At 54.5% G+C, this 18,846-nt stretch carries 22 protein-coding genes; 21 read left to right on the top strand and 1 reads right to left on the bottom strand.

Annotated features, from left to right (window positions below; all coding sequences use genetic code 11):
* Positions 1-47: 47 nt before the first annotated feature.
* The 6 genes from fapR to rnc are packed head-to-tail and all read left to right on the top strand — an operon-like array spanning position 48 to position 4,412.
* Positions 48-617 carry a transcription factor FapR gene (fapR, locus tag KNP78_RS02905; protein WP_021067087.1) on the top strand — a complete coding sequence of 190 codons (570 nt, stop codon included), beginning with the start codon at positions 48-50 and terminating at the stop codon, positions 615-617.
* On the top strand, positions 614-1,603 hold the full coding sequence (gene plsX, locus KNP78_RS02900; RefSeq protein WP_214823253.1) for a phosphate acyltransferase PlsX: 990 nt from the start codon (positions 614-616) through the stop codon (positions 1,601-1,603). Before fapR ends, plsX begins: the two co-directional genes overlap by 4 nt.
* An 18-nt stretch (positions 1,604-1,621) precedes the next feature.
* Positions 1,622-2,542 (top strand): ACP S-malonyltransferase, encoded by a 921-nt coding sequence (fabD, locus tag KNP78_RS02895; protein WP_214823252.1) that lies wholly within the window; start codon positions 1,622-1,624, stop codon positions 2,540-2,542.
* The gene (gene fabG, locus KNP78_RS02890) at positions 2,535-3,275 is read left to right on the top strand and encodes a 3-oxoacyl-[acyl-carrier-protein] reductase (RefSeq protein ID WP_034777149.1); all 741 of its coding nucleotides are present in this window, start codon (positions 2,535-2,537) and stop codon (positions 3,273-3,275) included. The genes fabD and fabG overlap by 8 nt, the downstream gene beginning before the upstream one ends.
* Before the next feature lie 59 nt (positions 3,276-3,334).
* Positions 3,335-3,574, top strand: coding sequence for an acyl carrier protein (acpP, locus tag KNP78_RS02885; RefSeq protein WP_021067091.1), 240 nt, complete (start codon positions 3,335-3,337; stop codon positions 3,572-3,574).
* A gap of 58 nt (positions 3,575-3,632) precedes the next feature.
* Positions 3,633-4,412, top strand: a complete 780-nt coding sequence (rnc, locus tag KNP78_RS02880; protein WP_138859619.1) for a ribonuclease III — start codon at positions 3,633-3,635, stop codon at positions 4,410-4,412.
* 46 nt (positions 4,413-4,458) lie between these two features.
* On the opposite strand, the gene KNP78_RS02875 is transcribed toward rnc, so the two are convergent.
* A complete protein-coding gene (locus tag KNP78_RS02875) occupies positions 4,459-4,653 on the bottom strand; it encodes a DUF1128 family protein (protein ID WP_021067093.1) in 195 nt (64 codons plus the stop codon).
* 115 nt (positions 4,654-4,768) lie between these two features.
* Between KNP78_RS02875 and smc the strand changes: the two genes are divergently transcribed.
* The 15 genes from smc (at position 4,769) to sucD (ending at position 18,816) form a co-directional block, all read left to right on the top strand.
* The gene (gene smc, locus KNP78_RS02870; protein ID WP_214823251.1) at positions 4,769-8,326 is read left to right on the top strand and encodes a chromosome segregation protein SMC; all 3,558 of its coding nucleotides are present in this window, start codon (positions 4,769-4,771) and stop codon (positions 8,324-8,326) included.
* Complete coding sequence (gene ftsY, locus KNP78_RS02865) at positions 8,323-9,324, top strand: signal recognition particle-docking protein FtsY (protein ID WP_034777152.1); 1,002 nt, start codon at positions 8,323-8,325, stop codon at positions 9,322-9,324. The genes smc and ftsY overlap by 4 nt, the downstream gene beginning before the upstream one ends.
* 96 nt (positions 9,325-9,420) lie before the next feature.
* Positions 9,421-9,744, top strand: a complete 324-nt coding sequence (locus KNP78_RS02860) for a putative DNA-binding protein (protein WP_214823250.1) — start codon at positions 9,421-9,423, stop codon at positions 9,742-9,744.
* An 11-nt stretch (positions 9,745-9,755) separates the two neighbouring features.
* The gene (gene ffh, locus KNP78_RS02855) at positions 9,756-11,096 is read left to right on the top strand and encodes a signal recognition particle protein (RefSeq protein ID WP_214823249.1); all 1,341 of its coding nucleotides are present in this window, start codon (positions 9,756-9,758) and stop codon (positions 11,094-11,096) included.
* Between the two features lie 81 nt (positions 11,097-11,177).
* Positions 11,178-11,453: a 30S ribosomal protein S16 gene (gene rpsP, locus KNP78_RS02850; RefSeq protein WP_021067098.1), complete on the top strand. Its 276-nt coding sequence runs from the start codon at positions 11,178-11,180 to the stop codon at positions 11,451-11,453.
* A gap of 53 nt (positions 11,454-11,506) precedes the next feature.
* Positions 11,507-12,022 (top strand): ribosome maturation factor RimM, encoded by a 516-nt coding sequence (rimM, locus tag KNP78_RS02845; protein ID WP_214823248.1) that lies wholly within the window; start codon positions 11,507-11,509, stop codon positions 12,020-12,022.
* Entirely contained in the window at positions 12,012-12,728 is a 717-nt protein-coding gene (gene trmD / locus KNP78_RS02840; protein WP_214707443.1) for a tRNA (guanosine(37)-N1)-methyltransferase TrmD, read from the top strand. The genes rimM and trmD overlap by 11 nt, the downstream gene beginning before the upstream one ends.
* 114 nt (positions 12,729-12,842) lie before the next feature.
* Positions 12,843-13,196 (top strand): 50S ribosomal protein L19, encoded by a 354-nt coding sequence (gene rplS / locus KNP78_RS02835; RefSeq protein WP_015881369.1) that lies wholly within the window; start codon positions 12,843-12,845, stop codon positions 13,194-13,196.
* A gap of 82 nt (positions 13,197-13,278) precedes the next feature.
* Positions 13,279-13,821 (top strand): signal peptidase I, encoded by a 543-nt coding sequence (gene lepB, locus KNP78_RS02830; protein ID WP_034777162.1) that lies wholly within the window; start codon positions 13,279-13,281, stop codon positions 13,819-13,821.
* Positions 13,822-13,833: 12 nt separating this feature from the next.
* Positions 13,834-14,694, top strand: coding sequence for a ribosome biogenesis GTPase YlqF (gene ylqF, locus KNP78_RS02825; protein WP_214823247.1), 861 nt, complete (start codon positions 13,834-13,836; stop codon positions 14,692-14,694).
* A 41-nt stretch (positions 14,695-14,735) separates the two neighbouring features.
* Positions 14,736-15,488: a ribonuclease HII gene (locus tag KNP78_RS02820; protein ID WP_214823246.1), complete on the top strand. Its 753-nt coding sequence runs from the start codon at positions 14,736-14,738 to the stop codon at positions 15,486-15,488.
* Positions 15,489-15,499: 11 nt separating this feature from the next.
* A complete protein-coding gene (locus KNP78_RS02815; RefSeq protein WP_214752704.1) occupies positions 15,500-16,348 on the top strand; it encodes a hypothetical protein in 849 nt (282 codons plus the stop codon).
* Positions 16,345-16,614, top strand: a complete 270-nt coding sequence (locus KNP78_RS02810; RefSeq protein WP_034777170.1) for an EscU/YscU/HrcU family type III secretion system export apparatus switch protein — start codon at positions 16,345-16,347, stop codon at positions 16,612-16,614. Before KNP78_RS02815 ends, KNP78_RS02810 begins: the two co-directional genes overlap by 4 nt.
* A gap of 111 nt (positions 16,615-16,725) precedes the next feature.
* A complete protein-coding gene (gene sucC, locus KNP78_RS02805; RefSeq protein WP_034777171.1) occupies positions 16,726-17,886 on the top strand; it encodes an ADP-forming succinate--CoA ligase subunit beta in 1,161 nt (386 codons plus the stop codon).
* A 12-nt stretch (positions 17,887-17,898) separates the two neighbouring features.
* The gene (gene sucD / locus KNP78_RS02800) at positions 17,899-18,816 is read left to right on the top strand and encodes a succinate--CoA ligase subunit alpha (protein WP_034777173.1); all 918 of its coding nucleotides are present in this window, start codon (positions 17,899-17,901) and stop codon (positions 18,814-18,816) included.
* The last annotated feature ends 30 nt before the right edge of the window (positions 18,817-18,846 follow it).

The raw sequence follows: 18,846 nt of genomic DNA, 5'->3' as shown, positions 1-18,846 counted from the left end.
AGTACCAGGTATTAAGTTCTTTAGCATAGAGTTTAGGAGGGAACTGAATGCGGGTACCTAAGAAAGAGCGGCAACGCTTATTGCAAGAAACGATTGATCGCAACCCGTTCATCAAAGACGAAGAGCTGTCGAAACAGTTTGCCGTCAGTATTCAAACGATTCGGCTCGACCGGATGGAGTTAAAGATTCCGGAAGTGAGAGAACGGATCAAGCACGTTGCCTCAGAACACCTCGATGAAGTGAAGTCGCTCGCCATGAGCGAGGTCATCGGTGATATGATTGACTTGAAGCTCGATGAATCGGCCATCTCGGTTCTCGACATTGAGAGAGAACACGTCTTTAGCCGCAACGAGATCGCTCGGGGACACGTATTGTTCGCCCAGGCCAACTCGTTAGCGGTGGCGCTCATCAATGATGAATTGGCGTTGACCACTAAAGCGGACATCCGCTTCAGTCGCCAAGTCCATCTTGGAGAGCGAGTCGTTGCCAAGGCTCGTGTGATCAAACTGCGTCGGGACGGAAGAACGGACGTCACAGTGGATAGTTATGTCGGCGAAGAGTGTGTCTTTAGCGGAGACTTCACGATTTATCGTCGCGGTGAGGAGGAACAGGCATGAAATTAGCAATTGATGCAATGGGCGGGGATCACGCCCCGAAAGCGATCGTGGAAGGCGTCAAGCAGTTTGCCGACGCATTCCCGAACGAATCGATGGAACTGTTTTTAGTCGGAGATGAGGTCAAACTCGCTTCGTACGGGTTGACCGACCCGCGAATCAAAATCGTTCCAGCGAGCGAAGTCATCACCGGGGACGACGAACCGGTCCGAGCCGTCCGTCGCAAAAAGGACAGCTCACTCGTCGTGGCGGCCCAACTCGTCAAAGACGGAGAGGCCGACGCACTCGTCTCGGCTGGGAATACCGGTGCTCTCATGGCGGCGTCACTGTTCGTCATCGGACGGATCCCAGGAATCGAGCGCCCCGCGTTGTCACCTACGTTCCCTACATATACGGGTAGCGGTGTCGTCATTTTAGACGTCGGGGCCAACCCGGACGCGAAGGCCGAGCACTTGGTCGACTATGCGATCATGGGCTCGCTCTATGCCGAGCACGTTCGCGGCGTCAAACGTCCGCGGGTCGCGCTACTGAACATCGGGACCGAGGCTGGGAAAGGAAACGCCCTCACGAAAGAGGCGTACCCCCTCCTTGAACAAGCCCCGGTCCACTTTGTCGGCAACGTGGAAGCGCGCGAGGCGATGTCCGGTGATGTCGATGTCATCGTCACGGAAGGGTTCGCCGGAAACATCTTGCTCAAAGGTGTCGAAGGTTCGTCGTCGATGCTCATGAAGATGATGAAAGAGCAGTTCACGAGCGATCTCGTCTCGAAGCTCGCCGCTCTCGTCTTAAAACCGAAGTTGAAGCGATTGAAACAAACATTAGATTATCGGGAACACGGTGGGGCCGGCTTGTTCGGAATCAACGCCCCGGTCATTAAAGCACACGGTTCGAGCGACGCGCTCGCCATCATGAGCGCGCTCAAACAGGCGAAAATCATGGTCGATCACGACGTCGTCGCGAAAATCAAACAAGCAAAAGCCACAAACTAATTCAAAGAAGGTGAGTACATGGGGAAAACAGCATGGGTATTTCCGGGACAAGGGTCACAAGCCGTCGGCATGGGCCAAACGTTCCTCGACAATCCTGAACAACTGCAAGCGATCGGCCGTCGCCTCGGATTTGATTTACTCGACGCCATGGCGGCAGGATCAAAAGAAGAGCTTCAACGGACAGAAGTGGCCCAACCGGCCATCGTGGCGCATTCGGCATCACTCGCACAAGCTCACGCCAAAACGGGGGCCACTCCAGACTTGGTGATCGGTCACAGCGTCGGAGAATATGCGGCACTCGTCGTCGCCGGCGTCATCGACTTGGAAGAAGCGAGCGTGCTCGTCCACGAACGCGGCAAGCTCATGTCAGAAGTGAAGGATGGGACGATGGCAGCCGTCATCGGTATGACCGATGTCGACGAAGCGTTCCATGTGACGGAGAAAATCAGTGCTAGCGGGAACCTTGTACAAATCGCCAACTACAACTGTCCGGGTCAGTTCGTCATCTCGGGTCATGTCGATGCGGTCAAACAGGCCGAAACAGACTTGAAAGAAGCAGGCGCGAAACGCGTCTTGCCGCTGAACGTCTCAGGGGCGTTCCACAGCTCCTACATGATGCCGGCCGCGACGCGGTTCAAAGATGTGCTCGCTTCTTCGCCGTTCAAACCGGCGGCGATTGGGATCATTTCCAACGTCGATGCGGATGTCCATACCGACCCGGAAAAATTGAAAGCACTTCTCACCGAGCAATTGTACGCCTCGGTCCGATTCGAAGCGTGTGTCCGCAAAGCGATCGACGCTGGCGTCGACACGTTCATCGAGTTCGGTCCGACGTCACCACTGTCAGGTCTTATCAAACGGATCGATTCGAAAGTGACGATCAAACAGGCGACGACGCTCGAAGAGGTGGCCGCGTTAGGAGGAGAAGTACGTGCATGACCAAGTAGCAATCGTGACAGGCGCATCTCGAGGAATCGGGGCCGCCATCGCGAAGCGTTTAGGGGAGGACGGCTTTCGGGTCGTCGTGAATTACTCGGGTAGTGTTGAGAAAGCGAACGCCGTCGTCAGCGAGATCGAAGCGAACGGTGGTGAGGCCATCGCCGTCAAAGCCGACGTCTCGAACAGTGATGATGTGAAAGCACTCATCAAGACGGCGGTCGACACGTACGGCCGCATCGATTGTCTCGTCAACAATGCAGGCATCACGCGGGACGGTCTGCTTATGCGCATGAAGGAAGCTGACTTTGACGATGTCCTGTCGACAAACTTGAAAGGTGCGTTCTTGACGTCGCAAGCCGCGACGCGGACGCTCTTGAAATCGAAGGCGGGCCGCATCATCAATATCGCTTCGGTCGTCGGGATCACGGGGAATGCCGGTCAGGCGAACTACGCGGCGGCGAAAGCGGGGCTCATCGGGCTGACGAAGTCGGTCGCGCGTGAACTCGCCGGACGTCACGTGACGGTGAACGCCGTCTGTCCTGGTTTCATCCAGACGGACATGACCGACGCGTTGACAGATGCGCAACGCGAGGCGACGCTCGGTCAAATCCCGTTCAATCGCTTCGGTCAGGTCGAAGATGTGGCGAACCTCGTCTCATTCCTCGCCTCTCACCAAGCGGCTTACGTGACGGGTCAGACGATCGCCGTTGACGGCGGCATGACGATGGCTTAAAATCAGAACTTTACCAATCGAAACACATTTTATATACTTTAATTTGGAGGGATTTTATCATGACAACAGAACAAATCTTAGTAGACGTACAAGCAGCAGTGGCAGAGAAACTCGGGAAAGATGTATCTGAGATCACAGCCGACAAATCATTCAAGGATGACCTCGGTGCGGATTCGCTCGAAGTAATGGAAATGGTCATGGACCTTGAAGACAAGTTCGATATCACAATCGAAGACGAAGATGCTGAGAAGCTCGCGACTGTTGGCGACGTCGTCGCTTACATCGAAACTAAATTGTAATCAAGCCTCCCACCGCTCGTCATGAGCGGTGGGCTTGTGCTTATACACGGAGGGAATTATGACAAAGGACAAGCGACGGTTTGACCGTCAAGGGTCGGCGCAACGGCGTCGGCGAAATGAGCTCGAGCGGTCACGGATTCTCGAGCAGTTTAAAGTACTTGAAGAACGGCTGTCGGTTCGATTCACGAACCAAGACCTATTGATGCAAGCGTTCACCCACTCCTCATACGTCAACGAACAACGCGGTCTGAAAAAAGACAATGAGCGCTTAGAGTTTTTAGGCGACGCGGTGCTCGAGTTGACGGTGTCTCGGTTTTTGTATGAGACGTATCCGGAGCGCTCCGAGGGGGAATTAACGAAGTTGCGGGCGGCCATCGTCTGTGAGCCATCACTCGTCAACTTTGCGGAAGCCTATGCTTTCTCTGATTTTATCTTGCTTGGGAAAGGCGAAGAGTTGACCGGCGGACGCAAGCGTCCGGCGCTACTCGCGGATGTGTTCGAGTCATACATCGGCGCGCTCTATCTGGACCAAGGGATTGAACCAGTCGAACAGTTCCTCGCCGAAGCGGTTTTTCCGAAAGTCTTGGCCGGTGTGTTTGAAGAACAGACCGATTATAAGAGTCAGCTCCAAGAAAGCGTCCAGCGAGAAGGTCTCGGGCCTGTCTCGTACACGATTATCGAAGAGCGTGGTCCGGCCCATAGCCGGGAGTTCGTCGCCCATGCCCGTCTGTCAGACGATATCGTCGGCGAAGGCATCGGCCGATCGAAGAAAGAAGCCGAGCAACTCGCGGCGAAAGAAGCGTTGATCGAATTCAACCGGCAGTACGCCGGCCTATAAGAAAAGGAGTGGACCTCAATGGGTCCACTCCTTTTCTGTCATCTCATCACGTCAATTGTCCGAGTTCTTCGACAATCCCATCCACTTCAGAGATCGACAGCGATGAGCGGTTCATCACGTAGTCGTAAATCTCTTTGACGGCCGAGGCGTCGGCACGGTTATATTCTTCCGCTTTGATGGCGCCGCGGTTGATGATGTTCATTTTGTCGAGAATTTCCTCAATCATTTGTTCGTTAGTCATCGGTCGTACCCCTTTCTACAGTTCTTTTTAGAATAGCATGATTCTAGCATTTTGACGAACTGGCAACTGTGGTAAAATAAACAAATGAATGCTTACTGAGGATAGGATGGTCACGATGCACTTAAAACGAATCGAACTCGCTGGCTTTAAATCGTTTGCCAAGCGGATTGAACTGGATTTTCGTCCCGGCGTCACAGCCGTGGTTGGGCCGAACGGGAGCGGAAAATCAAATATATCGGACGCTGTTCGCTGGGTACTCGGTGAGCAGTCGGCCAAATCGCTCCGCGGAGCGAAAATGGAAGACGTCATCTTTGCCGGCAGTGAAGGTGAGAACCATCGCAACGTCGCCGAAGTGACGCTCGTCCTAGACAACACGGACGCCCATTTGCGGTTGCCGTATGAAGAAGTCAGTGTGACGCGCCGCGTCACGCGGAGCGGCGACAGCGACTACTTCATGAACAAGAAGCCGTGCCGGCTTAAAGATGTGATCGACCTGTTCATGGATACGGGCCTATCACGCGATGCGTTCGCCATCATCGGGCAAGGACGGGTCGAGCAAGTCATCTCCGGGAAACCGGAAGATCGTCGGGCTGTCATCGAAGAAGCGGCCGGGGTGTTGAAGTACCGGCAGCGTAAAAAACAAGCCGAACGGAAGCTCCAAGACACCGAGTTGAACTTGTCTCGGGTCGATGACATTTTGTATGAACTCGCCGATCGGGTCGAACCGCTCCGAGAGCAGGCCGCGCTCGCACGCGAGTATCAAGTCGCCAAAGCGCGCCACGATGAGCTCGAGACGGGTATTCTCGGCGCCGAGATCACAGAACTTGGTACGGGCATCGCTCGTGTGTCCGAGCAACTGCAGACGGCCGAGACGAATCTCGCCGAGCAAGACGGCGCGTTGACCGCGATTTCAGAAGAGCGGACGACGCTTGAGGCGGCACTCGCCAAAGATCGAGAAACGCTCGACACGCTCCATCAAGAAGAACGGTCTCAAGCGACCGAGCTGGAACGGTTGACAGGTGAGATCAAGCTCGCGAAAGCCCGTGAAGAGCACGGGGCGGAGACGAAAGAACGCCTCGAACGCCAACGGGTCGAATTGGCCGAAGAGACCGAACAGTTGACGCAGAAGTTGAACGTGGCAAACGCGGATATGGCGTCAAAAGCTGAGGCGTTACATACCGTGGAAGCGTCACGTGCCGAACTTGACGCGCAATTGACGGCGGCGACGCGTGACTTTAACGCAGAAATCGAACAGCTTCAAGGCGAAGCGTTCGAGTTGGCGACGACACGGGCCACACTGAGCAACCAACAGAAGCGGGAACGGCGCGATATCGAACAAGCGGAAGAAGCGAAAGCTCGTCTGCTTCGTGAAAACAAGGATCGCCTTGACGTGCGGACCGAACAGACGGCATCACTCGAGGCCGAACAAGCTCGTCTCGACGAGGCTCGGGACACGTGGGAGACGCTCATGGCGGAAGAAGCTGATTTGACCGAACGGGAAGCGACGCTTCGAGACAAATTGTCGCGGGCCGAGCAGTCGTACCACGACCTTGACCGCCGGCGTCAGAAGACCGAGGACCGGATCGAGTTGCTCGAACGGATGAAACAGTCGTACGAAGGCTATTTCCATGCGGTCAAATTTGTCTTGAAAGAACGGGGACCGGGCGTGCTCGGTGCCGTCGCAGAATTGATTCGCGTTCTCCCGTCCTATGAGGCCGCCATCGAGACGGCGCTCGGTCAGACGCAACAACATATCGTCGTCGAGACGGAAGAGGTCGGACGCCGAGAGATTGAACGATTACGGAAAGCAAGTGCCGGACGAGCCACGTTCGTACCGATGACGAGCGTGAAGGAACGTTACGTCCCGAGTGAAGTCGCACACCGTCTCGAATCAGTCGACGGATTCGTCGGCATCGCCGCCGACCTCGTCGAGACGGACCCGGCCTACGAGAAGTTGAAACGGTCGCTCCTCGGCGCCGTGATCGTGGCTAATTCCCTCGAGGTGGCCAACCGGATCGCCAAGACGACGGGGTATCGCTATCGCATCGTCACGCTCGAAGGGGATATCGTCAACGTTGGCGGTTCGATGACCGGGGGTAGCCGGAAGCAAGGTGTCGCCTTGTTCACCCAGTCCCGTGAACTCGATGATTTGAAGCAAGGATTGACGCAAGGGTTGGCCATGCTTCACGAGCAACAGTTGCGGGTGTCGACGTACACCGATGAGATGTCCCGACTGCGTGCGTCGCTCCAGACGCTCAGGCTCAAGAAGCGCGAGGCCGAAGAGACGCTCCGTTCGACGGAACAGGCGTTTAGAAACTTGGAACGGGTGTCGCAAGACGCCAAAGCGCAACTCGAACTGTTCGACCATGAGATGGCGCGTTACGCCCAAACAATCGCATCCGCCACAAATGAGTTGACAAGGCTCGCCGAAGAACTCGAGGCGACTGATGCATTGCAAGCCTCGATTCGGACCGAACTCGAGGCGCTCCGCGGCGAGCAAGCCAAAGGCGCCGAGACGACGGGGCAACTTCAGACAGCCATTCGTCAAAATGAACTCGATCGTCAACGCAATATGCTCGACCTCGACCGCGTCCGCGCAGAAGTCGAGCGGCTCGAGGCCGAGGTCGCTAAACAGACGTCCCGTCTCGGACAGATCGAGCGTGAGCTCGAACATGTGGCAAGCGGCCGGGTCGTCTCGTCTGCCGAGCTCGAGCTCGAGCACGTCGAGGCGGTCAAACAGATGGACGGATTGAAAGAGCGGATGGCGTTGCATACGAAACAGCTCCACGCCGAAGAAGAGTCGTATCGCATCCTCAGACAGCGTGAACAACAGGCGTCGGACGTGCGTCGTCGGGTCGAGGCGGATGTCCGCAAGCTCGAGACCGAGGCGAACGAGCTCGAGTTGAAGCGGAAGTGGAAACTCGACGCGCTCGAGGAACGAGGGCTCGTCCTCGATTTGCTTCCGACCCTCACGATACCGCTCGATGAGGCGAAAGAAGAGTTCAAACTGCTCGTTCGTCAAATCGAAGAAATCGGACCGGTCAACTTGAACGCGATCGAGGAGTTCGACCTCGTCAATGAACGCTTCATGTTCTTGTCCGAGCAACGGGACGACCTCGTCAGCGCCAAAGAGGATTTATACGACATCATCACCGAGATGGACCGTGAAGTGACGCGCTTGTTCAAAGAGACGTACACGCTCGTTCGTGGTCACTTTAAACAGACGTTCAACGAGCTGTTCGGCGGGGGGGAGGCCGATTTGAAACTCGTCGACGAGTCCGACCTGCTCAACACGGGCATCGAGATCGTCGCCAAACCGCCCGGGAAGAAGTTGCAGACGCTCAGTCTGTTATCCGGCGGAGAGCGGGCCTTGACGGCGATCGCGCTTCTGTTCGCCATCCTGAAAACGAGACCCGTCCCGTTCTGTGTGCTCGATGAAGTCGAGGCGGCTCTCGACGAGGCGAACGTCCATCGGTTCGGGGAATATATCCGGACGCTCTCAATCGATACACAATTCGTCATCATCACCCACCGTAAAGGGACGATGGAGGCGGCGGACACGCTCTACGGCGTGACGATGCAACAAAACGGTGTCTCCGAGGTGCTTTCGGTCGAACTATCCGAAGCGAAGCGCGTCGTCGAGACGGAACAAGAGATGGAGGAATTAAGTTGAGTTTTTTTAAGAAGTTAAAAGATAAATTGACGACCTCGACACAAGAGGTGTCGCAAAAGTTTACAGACGGATTGACGAAGACACGAGACGGATTTGCCAGTGCCGTCAACGACCTCGTCTATCGGTTCCGCGAAGTCGATGAGGATTTCTTCGATGAACTCGAGGATTTGCTCATCCAGGCGGATGTCGGCGTGACGACGACGATGGACCTCGTCGAAGATTTGAAAGAGGAAGTGAAACGTCGCAATTTGAAAGACCCGGTCGCTGTCCGTGACGCCCTCGTCGAAGTCGTGGCGAACCGTCTCCAAGAAGACGAGGCGGATCGTGAGTTGAACATGCAGGACGGATTGACGGTCATCTTGTTCGTCGGCGTCAATGGTGTCGGCAAAACGACGACGATCGGCAAACTCGCCCATCAATTGAAGTCGGAAGGGCGTTCGGTCATGCTCGCGGCAGGCGACACGTTCCGGGCCGGTGCCATCGATCAGCTCCAAGTCTGGGGCGAACGCGTCGGAGTCCCGGTCATCCGTCAAGCCGAAGGGTCGGACCCGGCCGCGGTCGTGTTCGACGCTGTGCAGGCAGCGAAATCACGCGGCGTCGACGTCTTGATCTGTGACACGGCCGGACGTTTGCAAAACAAGGTCAACTTGATGAAAGAGCTCGAGAAAGTGAAGCGCGTCATCGAACGTGAAGTACCGAACGGGCCGCACGAGGTATTGCTCGCGTTAGATGCCACAACGGGACAAAACGCGATGGTTCAAGCGAAAGCGTTCAAAGAAGCGACGAACGTGAGCGGGATCGTCCTCACGAAGCTCGACGGGACGGCTAAAGGGGGGATCGTGCTCGCGATTCGAAACGAGCTCGATATCCCGGTCAAATATGTCGGTCTCGGTGAGAAAGTTGATGATTTACAGGCGTTCGACCCGGAACAGTTCGTGTACGGATTATTCGGGGACATCTTCGAAGAAAAACAACAGACAAACGATGACCTCGCCTAACTTTCACTGTTAAGAAAAAAACTTGACAAGAGGTGGGGACGGCTGTACTATTGGTAGTTGTAAAGGGATTTCACTTAACATGTGGAGGTGGAGGTCATGTCGCTCGAAAAGACGAATCGAATGAACTATCTGTTCGATTTTTATCAAGCGCTTCTCACACCGAAACAGCGCAACTATATGTCTCTTTATTACCTAGATGACTACTCGCTCGGAGAGATTGCGGAAGAGTTTGAAGTCAGCCGTCAAGCGGTCTACGATAACATAAAGCGTACCGAAGCGATGCTTGAGCAGTATGAGGAGAAGTTGGCCTTGTTCGAGAAATTCGAACAGCGGCAACGACTGCTTCAAACGCTCAAACGTCAAGTCGAGCACTCGCCCGATTTGACGGAAACGATTTCGGCGCTTGAGAATTTAGAGTAGGGGGCTGAAGCATGGCATTTGAAGGATTATCCGAACGGTTGCAATCGACACTGGCGAAAATGCGGGGGAAAGGTAAAATTTCCGAAGCAGATGTCAAAGAGATGATGAGAGAAGTTCGTCTCGCTCTCCTTGAAGCCGATGTCAACTTCAAAGTGGTCAAACAGTTCGTCAACGACGTGAAAGAACGGGCCATCGGCCAAGACGTCATGAAATCGTTGACACCTGGCCAACAAGTTGTCAAAATCGTTCATGAAGAGCTAACGAACTTGATGGGAAGCGACGTCGTCCCAATCACATTTAACCCAAAACCACCGACAGTCGTCATGATGGTCGGGTTACAAGGTGCGGGGAAAACGACGACGACCGGTAAGCTCGCGAATTTGATTCGCAAAAAGCATAACCGGAGTCCACTTCTCGTCGCGGCAGATATTTATCGGCCTGCGGCCATCAAACAGCTCGAGACACTCGGCAAGCAGCTCGATTTACCGGTGTTCTCACTTGGCGACCAAGTGAAGCCGGAAGAAATCGTCACGAAAGCGCTCGAGTACGCCAAAACCAATCATCACGATTTCGTGTTGATCGATACGGCCGGTCGACTTCATATTGACGAGACGCTCATGGGCGAGCTCGAAAACGTGAAGACGATTGCCAAACCAAATGAAATCTTCCTCGTCGTCGATGCGATGACGGGTCAAGATGCGGTCAACGTGGCCGATAGCTTCAATGAGAAACTCGGAATCACCGGCGTCGTGCTCACGAAGCTCGACGGTGACACACGTGGTGGGGCAGCCCTTTCAATCAAGGCAGTCACGGGAGCGCCGATTAAGTTCGTCGGTCTCGGTGAAAAGTTGGATGCCCTCGAACCTTTCCACCCGGAACGCATGGCGTCACGGATTCTTGGAATGGGTGACGTGCTCACGCTCATTGAAAAAGCCGAGTCACAGATGGACCAAGATGCCGCGAAAGAGCTTGAAAGCAAAATTCGCGACGCATCGTTCACGTTCGATGATTTTATCGAGCAATTGGGTCAAGTGAAAAACATGGGCCCGATTGATGAATTGCTCTCGATGTTACCTGGTGCAGGTAAGATGAAAGGGTTGAAGAACGTCCAAATCGACGAGAAGCAACTCGATCATGTCGAGGCGATCATTCGCTCGATGACAAAGTATGAGCGCTCCAATCCTGAAGTGCTCAACGCGAGTCGTCGCAAGCGGATCGCAAAAGGGAGCGGTCGCTCCATCCAGGAAGTGAACCGTCTCATCAAACAGTTCGATGACATGAAGAAGCTCATGAAGCAGATGTCAGGACAAATGAAAGGGAAGAAAAAAGGTCTCGGCCTTCCATTCTTCTAAGAAAACTTTTGTCAGTCGGACAAAAAAGCAGTATACTATTAAAGTTGTCAATTCTTAAACACATGATGGAGGTATATTACCATGGCAGTTAAAATTCGTCTCAAGCGCATGGGCGCAAACAAATCACCTTTCTACCGGATCGTTGTAGCTGATTCACGTTCACCACGTGATGGCCGCTTCATCGAGCAACTCGGTCACTACAACCCGGTTGCAAAACCAGAAGCAGAAGTTCGCATCAACGAAGAACTCGCTCTCAAATGGTTGGCAGACGGCGCGAAGCCATCTGACACAGTACGTAACTTGTTCTCTAAAGCAGGGATCATGGAGAAATTCCACAACGCGAAAAACGCGAAGTAAGGATGTGGCCGACCTTTTATGAGGTCGGCCCATTTTTGTGAGGAGGCATAACAATGGAATGGTTATACGTAGGTAAGATCGCCAACACCCATGGCTTAAAAGGAGAATTGAAGTTGCTCGCCGCGACCGATTTTCCGGCGGAGCGCTTCAAGAAGGGCGAGACGCTCTATTTAGACATCGACGGCAAGAAAGTTCCGTTCGAAGTGACGACGTATCGTCCACACAAGCAGTTCCATCTCGTCACGTTCAAAGGACTCGAGAACATCAATCTCGTCGAGAAATATAAAGGGATGAAGCTATACGTCCACGTCGAGCACGTCCACGAGTTGCCGGAACATGAGTTTTATTACCATGAGATTATCGGCTGTGAGGCTGTCGTCGAGGGTGAGGTCATCGGAGTCGTCGATGACATCTTCGAGACCGGCGCGAACGACGTCTGGGTCATCAAACGTCCTGGCAAGTCGGATGCGCTCATCCCGTACATCGAATCGGTCGTGAGCGACATCGATGTCGAGGCGAAACGTGTCGTCATCACCCCGATTCCGGGAATGATCGACGATGAAGATTGATGTCTTAACCTTATTCCCTGAGATGTTCGCCCCGCTCGATCATTCGATCGTCGGACGGGCGCGCACGCTCGGTCACGTCGAGATGGCGTTCACGAACTTCCGTGACTTCTCGACGAACAAGCACCACAAAGTCGACGATTATCCGTACGGGGGCGGGGCAGGCATGCTGCTCACCCCGCAACCGATTTTTGACGCCTTTGACGCGATCGCGAAGACGCGTCCCCGTGTCATCGTCACGACACCGACCGGACGCCGTTTTGACCAACGAATGGCAGAAGAGTGGGCGTCCGAGGAACACCTCATCTTTTTGTGCGGTCATTATGAAGGGTTCGACCAACGGATCCATGACGAGCTCGCGACGGACGAGGTGTCAATCGGCGATTTCGTCATGACCGGCGGTGAGCTCGCGGCGATGGTCATGATCGATGCGACGGTGCGGCTCATCCCGGAAGTGCTCGGCGATCAAGCGAGCCACGAGGACGACTCGTTTTCGACGGGACTCCTCGAATACCCGCACTATACGCGTCCAGCCGACTTCCGGGGCCTCAAGGTACCGGACGTCCTCTTGTCGGGCAATCATGCCAACATCGAGACGTGGCGCCGTGAACGGTCACTTGAACGCACGTATCGACGGCGGCCGGAACTGCTCGAGCAAATCGACCTGTCGAAGGCGGATAAAAAATTCATTGAATCGTTGCGCGATTGACCAAATTATGCTATGTTTGAGCATGTGGGTTAACCCCCACCGATTACCGATGTTCCGCTGTTGGATGCTTGGGCAGATGAAGATATGAACATTGAAGAAAAAGGAGAACAATTCATGAACACACAAAAACTGTTCCGTGAAATCACAGAAGAACAATTCAAATCGGACGTACCTGCTTTCCGTCCTGGTGACACAGTACGTGTCCACGTTAAAGTCGTAGAGGGAACGCGTGAGCGTATCCAGATCTTCGAAGGCGTTGTCATTAAGCGTAAAGGTGGCGGCATCAGCGAAACATTCACAGTCCGTAAGATCTCTTACGGCGTAGGTGTTGAGCGTGCATTCCCGCTTCACTCACCGCGTGTCGCGCAAATCGAAGTCGTTCGTTACGGTAAAGTCCGTCGTGCGAAACTCTACTACCTCCGCAACCTTCGCGGTAAAGCAGCACGTATTAAAGAAATCCGTCGTTAAGATGGGGATTAAGCTTGTCGCTTGCGACAAGCTTCTTTTTTTCTAGTACAATAAGTTCAAACGGACAGAGGAGTGAGGCAAGTTGAAAGAAGTGTTCAGTTGGCTTAAGGCGATCGTCGTGGCGCTCGTCATCGCGTTCGTGATCCGGACGTTCATCTTTGTACCTGTCATCGTCGAGGGAGAGTCAATGATGCCGACGCTCCAAAATGCCGATCGCATGATCGTCAGCAAAATTTCGAACTACGTCGGTGAGCTCGATCGGGGCGATATTATCGTCTTCCACGCGACGGAATCAAAAGACTATATCAAACGCGTCATCGCCATTCCTGGCGACACGCTCGAATATCGGGACGATACGCTTTACTTGAACGGCGAAGCGGTCGAAGAACCGTATTTAGAGGATTTCCAGGCCCAGATGAACGGCTTTCCTCTTACCGAAAACTTCACGCTCGAACAAGTGACGGGCGAAACAGTCGTCCCGGAAGGTTCGTACTTCGTGATGGGTGACAATCGACAAAACTCGAAAGACAGCCGTGAAATCGGCTTTGTCCCGAAAGAGGACGTCGTCGGCAAAACGAACTTCGTGTTCTGGCCGCTCGGCGATTTCGGGACCGTACAAGAATAAGGTGGTGTTTTTTTGGCAATTCAATGGTTCCCTGGCCACATGGCCAAGGCACGAAGACAAGTAACAGAAAAGTTAAAGCTCATCGATGTCGTCATCGAACTCGTCGATGCACGCGTCCCACAATCGAGCCGTAACCCGATGGTCGATGAGATCACAGAAGGCAAACCGCGTCTCATCGTCTTGAATAAAGCGGATATGGCCGATCCCGTCGTCACCGACGCCTGGCTCCGCGCCTTGAAGCGTGACGACGTCGAGGTCGTCGCCGTCGACGCGAAACATAGCAAAGGCTTGAAGCAGCTCATGTCGGGCGCCGAGAAGCTCATGCAAGAAAAGCATGACCGCATGCGTGAGAAAGGCCGGAATCCCGGTCCGATCCGCGCGCTCATCATCGGTATCCCGAACGTCGGGAAATCGACGCTCATCAACCGCCTCGCTGGACGCAATATCGCTGTCACTGGCGACCGTCCGGGTGTCACGAAGCGTCAGCAATGGATCAAGATGAAGGGCGGCGAGATGGAATTGCTCGATACGCCGGGTATTCTGTGGCCGAAGTTCGAGGACCAGATGGTCGGTTATCGCTTGGCGGCGACCGGTGCCATCAAGGACGATATTTTGAACCTTGATGATATCGCGCTCTATGCGGCCCGTGAGCTATCGGCCCGCTATCCGGTACAGGTGAAAGAGCGATTCAAAATCGATCAACTGCCGGAAGACGCCGTCGAACTGCTCGAATTGATCGGGAAGAAACGTGGACTCGTCAGCGGCGGCTACGTCGATTTCGAGAAGGCGAGCGAATTACTATTGAACGAACTACGTCATGAGAAAATCGGACGGGTCTCTCTTGAGACACCGGCCGACCATGACATGGCGTGAAGTCCTGTGCAAACAGGGCTTTTTTGAATAGGAGGAACAGCATGACGATTCAAGCGATTAAACAACGGCTACAGACGGTCCGATATGAAGAGTGGGAAGCAGTCCGGGCCGAACTGAAGGATGACCCGCGCGCAGGCGTCCAGACGTTGCTCAGGCAGCGTGAGCGCCAGTTCAAGGTCGAACGTGAGCGCCAGGACGATTATGCGGCCCGGAGCGTGTTCGAGGACGAGTTGAAGGCAAACGGTTATGTCCGCATCGGTGGCGTCGATGAGGTCGGTCGAGGACCGCTCGCCGGTCCGGTCGTCGCCGCGGCCGTCATCTTGCCGGACGGATTTTATCATCCGGGCTTGAACGACTCGAAACTGATGTCGCCATCAGCACGTGAAGTCGCGTATCGGGCCCTCATGGACGAGGCCATGGTCGGCGTCGGCATCGTCGACGCCGACGTGATTGACCGCGTCAACATTTACGAGGCGACGAAACTCGCGATGATGGAGGCGGTCCGGCAACTCGGTGAAGTCGATGCGCTCTTGATTGACGCGATGACGCTCGAGCTCGACGTCCCGCAACAATCGCTCATCAAAGGCGACGCCCGGAGCGTATCGATCGCGGCGGCGAGCGTCGTCGCCAAAGTCGTCCGTGACAACATGATGGAAGACTACGCTGTCCTCTATCCCGGCTACGGTTTCGAACAGAACGCCGGTTACGGGACGAAAGCGCACTTGGCCGGACTAGCGGAACATGGGATCACGCCAATCCACCGAAAATCGTTCGCGCCGATTAAACATATGTAGGAGGGGTCATCATGCGGATCGATCATCAAGGCGTCATGCCGTTCAAGGTCACGGAACAGAATTCGCGGCAATTGCTCATCGGCAATACGGTCGTCGGTCGGGTGCTCCAGCTGCTGCCGGGCGGCGAGGCGGTCATGCAACTGCCGCAAGGCTTGTTCCGGGTCGGGGTGAACGCTGACGTCAAAGAGAATGTCACGTACAAGATGGTCGTCACCGAGCTCGAACCGAAGCTCGTCTTGAAAGTCGTGCCGCAACAAGCAGAAGCCCTTGCGCAAGCCGCACGGTCCCCGCTCGCCCTTTTAAGTTCGGAACTCGGACGGCTCGCCCGTCAGCCGCTCGACACGCCTGAATCGCTTCAGGCGCAAGGGCGTCAACTGCTCGAGAGCGGAGCCGGGTCGGATGTGAAGCAACTCATCGGCGAATTGTTCAAAGCGAAAGGGGACCCGAAGTTCGAGCAGTTCGTCCGGGCTCAGGAGACGTTCAACGCCCTTCAGACGCCGCCGTACGTCGCTCAAGCATTTCACATACCGCAATTAGGACCGTTTGAACAAGTCCGATTCCGCCTCGAGGCGCCGAAGGGCGAGATGATTGACGCCGACCACGCACGCATCGTTCTATTTTTGGAGACCCCGAAGTTTGGAGAGACGGGCATCGATCTGCTCGTCCAAAAGCGACACGTCACGATCAAAGTGTTCAATGAACGGCACAATTTGAGCCCGTTCGTCAACGCTTATGAGCCGTCGCTCAGCAAGGCGCTTGAAGCGAGCGGCTATGAACTGTCACGCTTCTCGTTCGAAGAAAAGCGGGAATCCGTGCCAGACACGTTCGCCCCGCTCGGAAAGGTGGACCAACGCATATGACGGACCGTAAGCAAGCGATCGCCTTGTCCTACGAGCAATCGATGGATTCCCCGCGTGTCGTCGCCAAAGGGGGCGGACTCGTCGCCGAGCGCATGCTCGCGCTCGCGCAGGAGAACGGGGTCCCGATCCATGAGGACCCGGCGCTATTGTCACTATTGTCCGCTTTACAGATTGAGGAGCATATCCCGGACGACCTTTATCAGGTCATCGCCGAGCTTTTCGTGTTTCTTTATCAGATGGAACAAGGAAAAATCGAAGATGTCTAGGGGTAGATGTGAAAAAAAGATGAAAACTTAAAGCAAGAACGATAGACAGCGCTTTCAGTTTTTCGTTACAATAGACGTGCCGATATTAAAGGGGACTAAGGGGGAAACGAAATGAATATCCATGAGTATCAGGCGAAAGAATTGCTTCGTGCGTTCGGAGTGGCCGTACCTACGGGCTATCCGGCGTTTAGTGTTGAAGAAGCAGTTACAGCCGCTGCCAAGCTAGACGGTGAACTAAAAGTTGTCAAAGCCCAGATCCACGCAGGGGGCCGCGGGAAAGCCGGCGGTGTCAAACTTGCGAAGACGGATGAGGAAGTCAAACAGTATGCGTCAGAGATTCTCGGCAAGACGCTCGTCACGCACCAGACTGGACCTGAAGGAAAAGTCGTGCAACGCCTTTACATCGAAGAAGGATCTGCGATTGATCAAGAATTTTACTTAGGACTTGTGCTTGACCGTTCGATCGGCCGAATTGTCATCATGGGTTCATCAGAAGGCGGTATGGACATCGAAGAAGTCGCTGAACATACGCCAGAAAAAATTCATAAAGAAGTCGTCGACCCGGTCGTCGGACTCCGTCCGTTCCAAGCGCGCCGTCTTGCCTTCAAGATGGAAGTGCCGACCAAGCTCGTCAACAAGTTCAGTGACATGGTCATGAAACTGTACAAAGTGTATGTCGAGACGGATTGTACGATCGCAGAGATCAACCCGCTCGTCACGACGAAAGACGGAAACGTCATCGCCCTCGATGCGAAGCTCAACTTCGACAGCAACGCGCTCTATCGTCATACAGACATCGTCGATCTTCGTGACACGACGGAAGAAGACCCGCGTGAAGTCGAGGCGTCGAAACACGACCTCAGCTATATCGCGCTCGATGGAAATATCGGTTGCCTCGTCAACGGAGCCGGTCTCGCTATGGCGACGATGGATATCATCAAGCACTACGGCGCCGAACCCGCTAACTTCCTCGATGTAGGCGGCGGTGCGACGAAAGAAAAAGTAACGGAAGCGTTCAAATTGATTTTGTCAGACGACCAAGTCAAAGGCATTTTCGTCAACATCTTCGGTGGCATCATGAAATGTGACATCATCGCTGAAGGTATCGTCGCGGCGACGAAAGAAATCGGTCTCGATTTACCACTCGTCGTCCGTTTAGAAGGCACGAACGTGGATGCGGGACGACGCATTCTCGATGAATCTGGACTTGCGATCACTTCGGCGAGCTCGATGGCTGACGGTGCAGAAAAAATCGCGGCACTCGTTCGATAAGGGGGAAACGACATGAGTATTTGGGCGAATCAAGATACAAAAGTGATCATTCAAGGGATCACGGGGAAACAAGGTCTGTTCCACGGCGAACAGATGCTGGCTTATAACACAAAATTGGTCGGAGGCGTGACACCTGGAAAAGGTGGCACGACCGTACTTGACGGCGTACCAGTCTTCAACACGGTGTCAGAGGCCGTCGAAGCAACGGGCGCGAACGCATCGATCATCTACGTACCACCGGCCTTCGCAGCCGATTCAATCATGGAAGCGGCCGATAGCGGGATTGAACTGATCATCTGTATCACAGAAGGCATCCCGGTCATCGACATGATTCAAGTGAAACGTTACCTCGAGGACAAACCGGCCCGTCTCATCGGACCGAACTGCCCGGGAATCATTACGCCAGGGGAAGCAAAACTTGGCATCATGCCAGGCTATATCCATACGAAAGGCCACGTCGGTATCGTCTCGCGTTCAGGGACGCTCACGTACGAGGCGGTCCATCAGTTGACGACGGCCGGGATTGGACAATCGACAGCGGTCGGAATCGGTGGAGACCCGGTCAACGGGACGAACTTCATCGATACGCTCCAAGCGTTCAACGAAGATGAGGACACGAAAGCGGTCATCATGATCGGTGAAATCGGTGGAACGGCCGAAGAAGAAGCCGCCGAATGGGTGAAGGCGAACATGACGAAGCCAGTCATCGGCTTCATCGGTGGTCAAACCGCTCCTGAAGGGAAACGGATGGGCCATGCGGGCGCCATCATCTCAGGCGGAAAAGGAACGGCCGCCGAGAAAATCAAGACGTTGAACGCCAACGGGATCGAAGTCGCCGAGACGCCTGCCGTCATCGGAGAGACGCTCATCCGGGTGTTGAAGCAAGAAGGATTGTATGAAGCTTGCGTGACGGGTCAACCGACTACGTAAACCATTCGGAAATGAGGGATGCGCGCCATC

Source organism: Exiguobacterium sp. s28 (assembly GCF_018618135.1).
In the GTDB taxonomy this organism is placed as follows: domain Bacteria; phylum Bacillota; class Bacilli; order Exiguobacteriales; family Exiguobacteriaceae; genus Exiguobacterium; species Exiguobacterium mexicanum_A.
The sequence above is the reverse complement of the archived record's forward strand: the minus strand, read 5'-3'. Positions and strand labels throughout refer to the sequence as shown.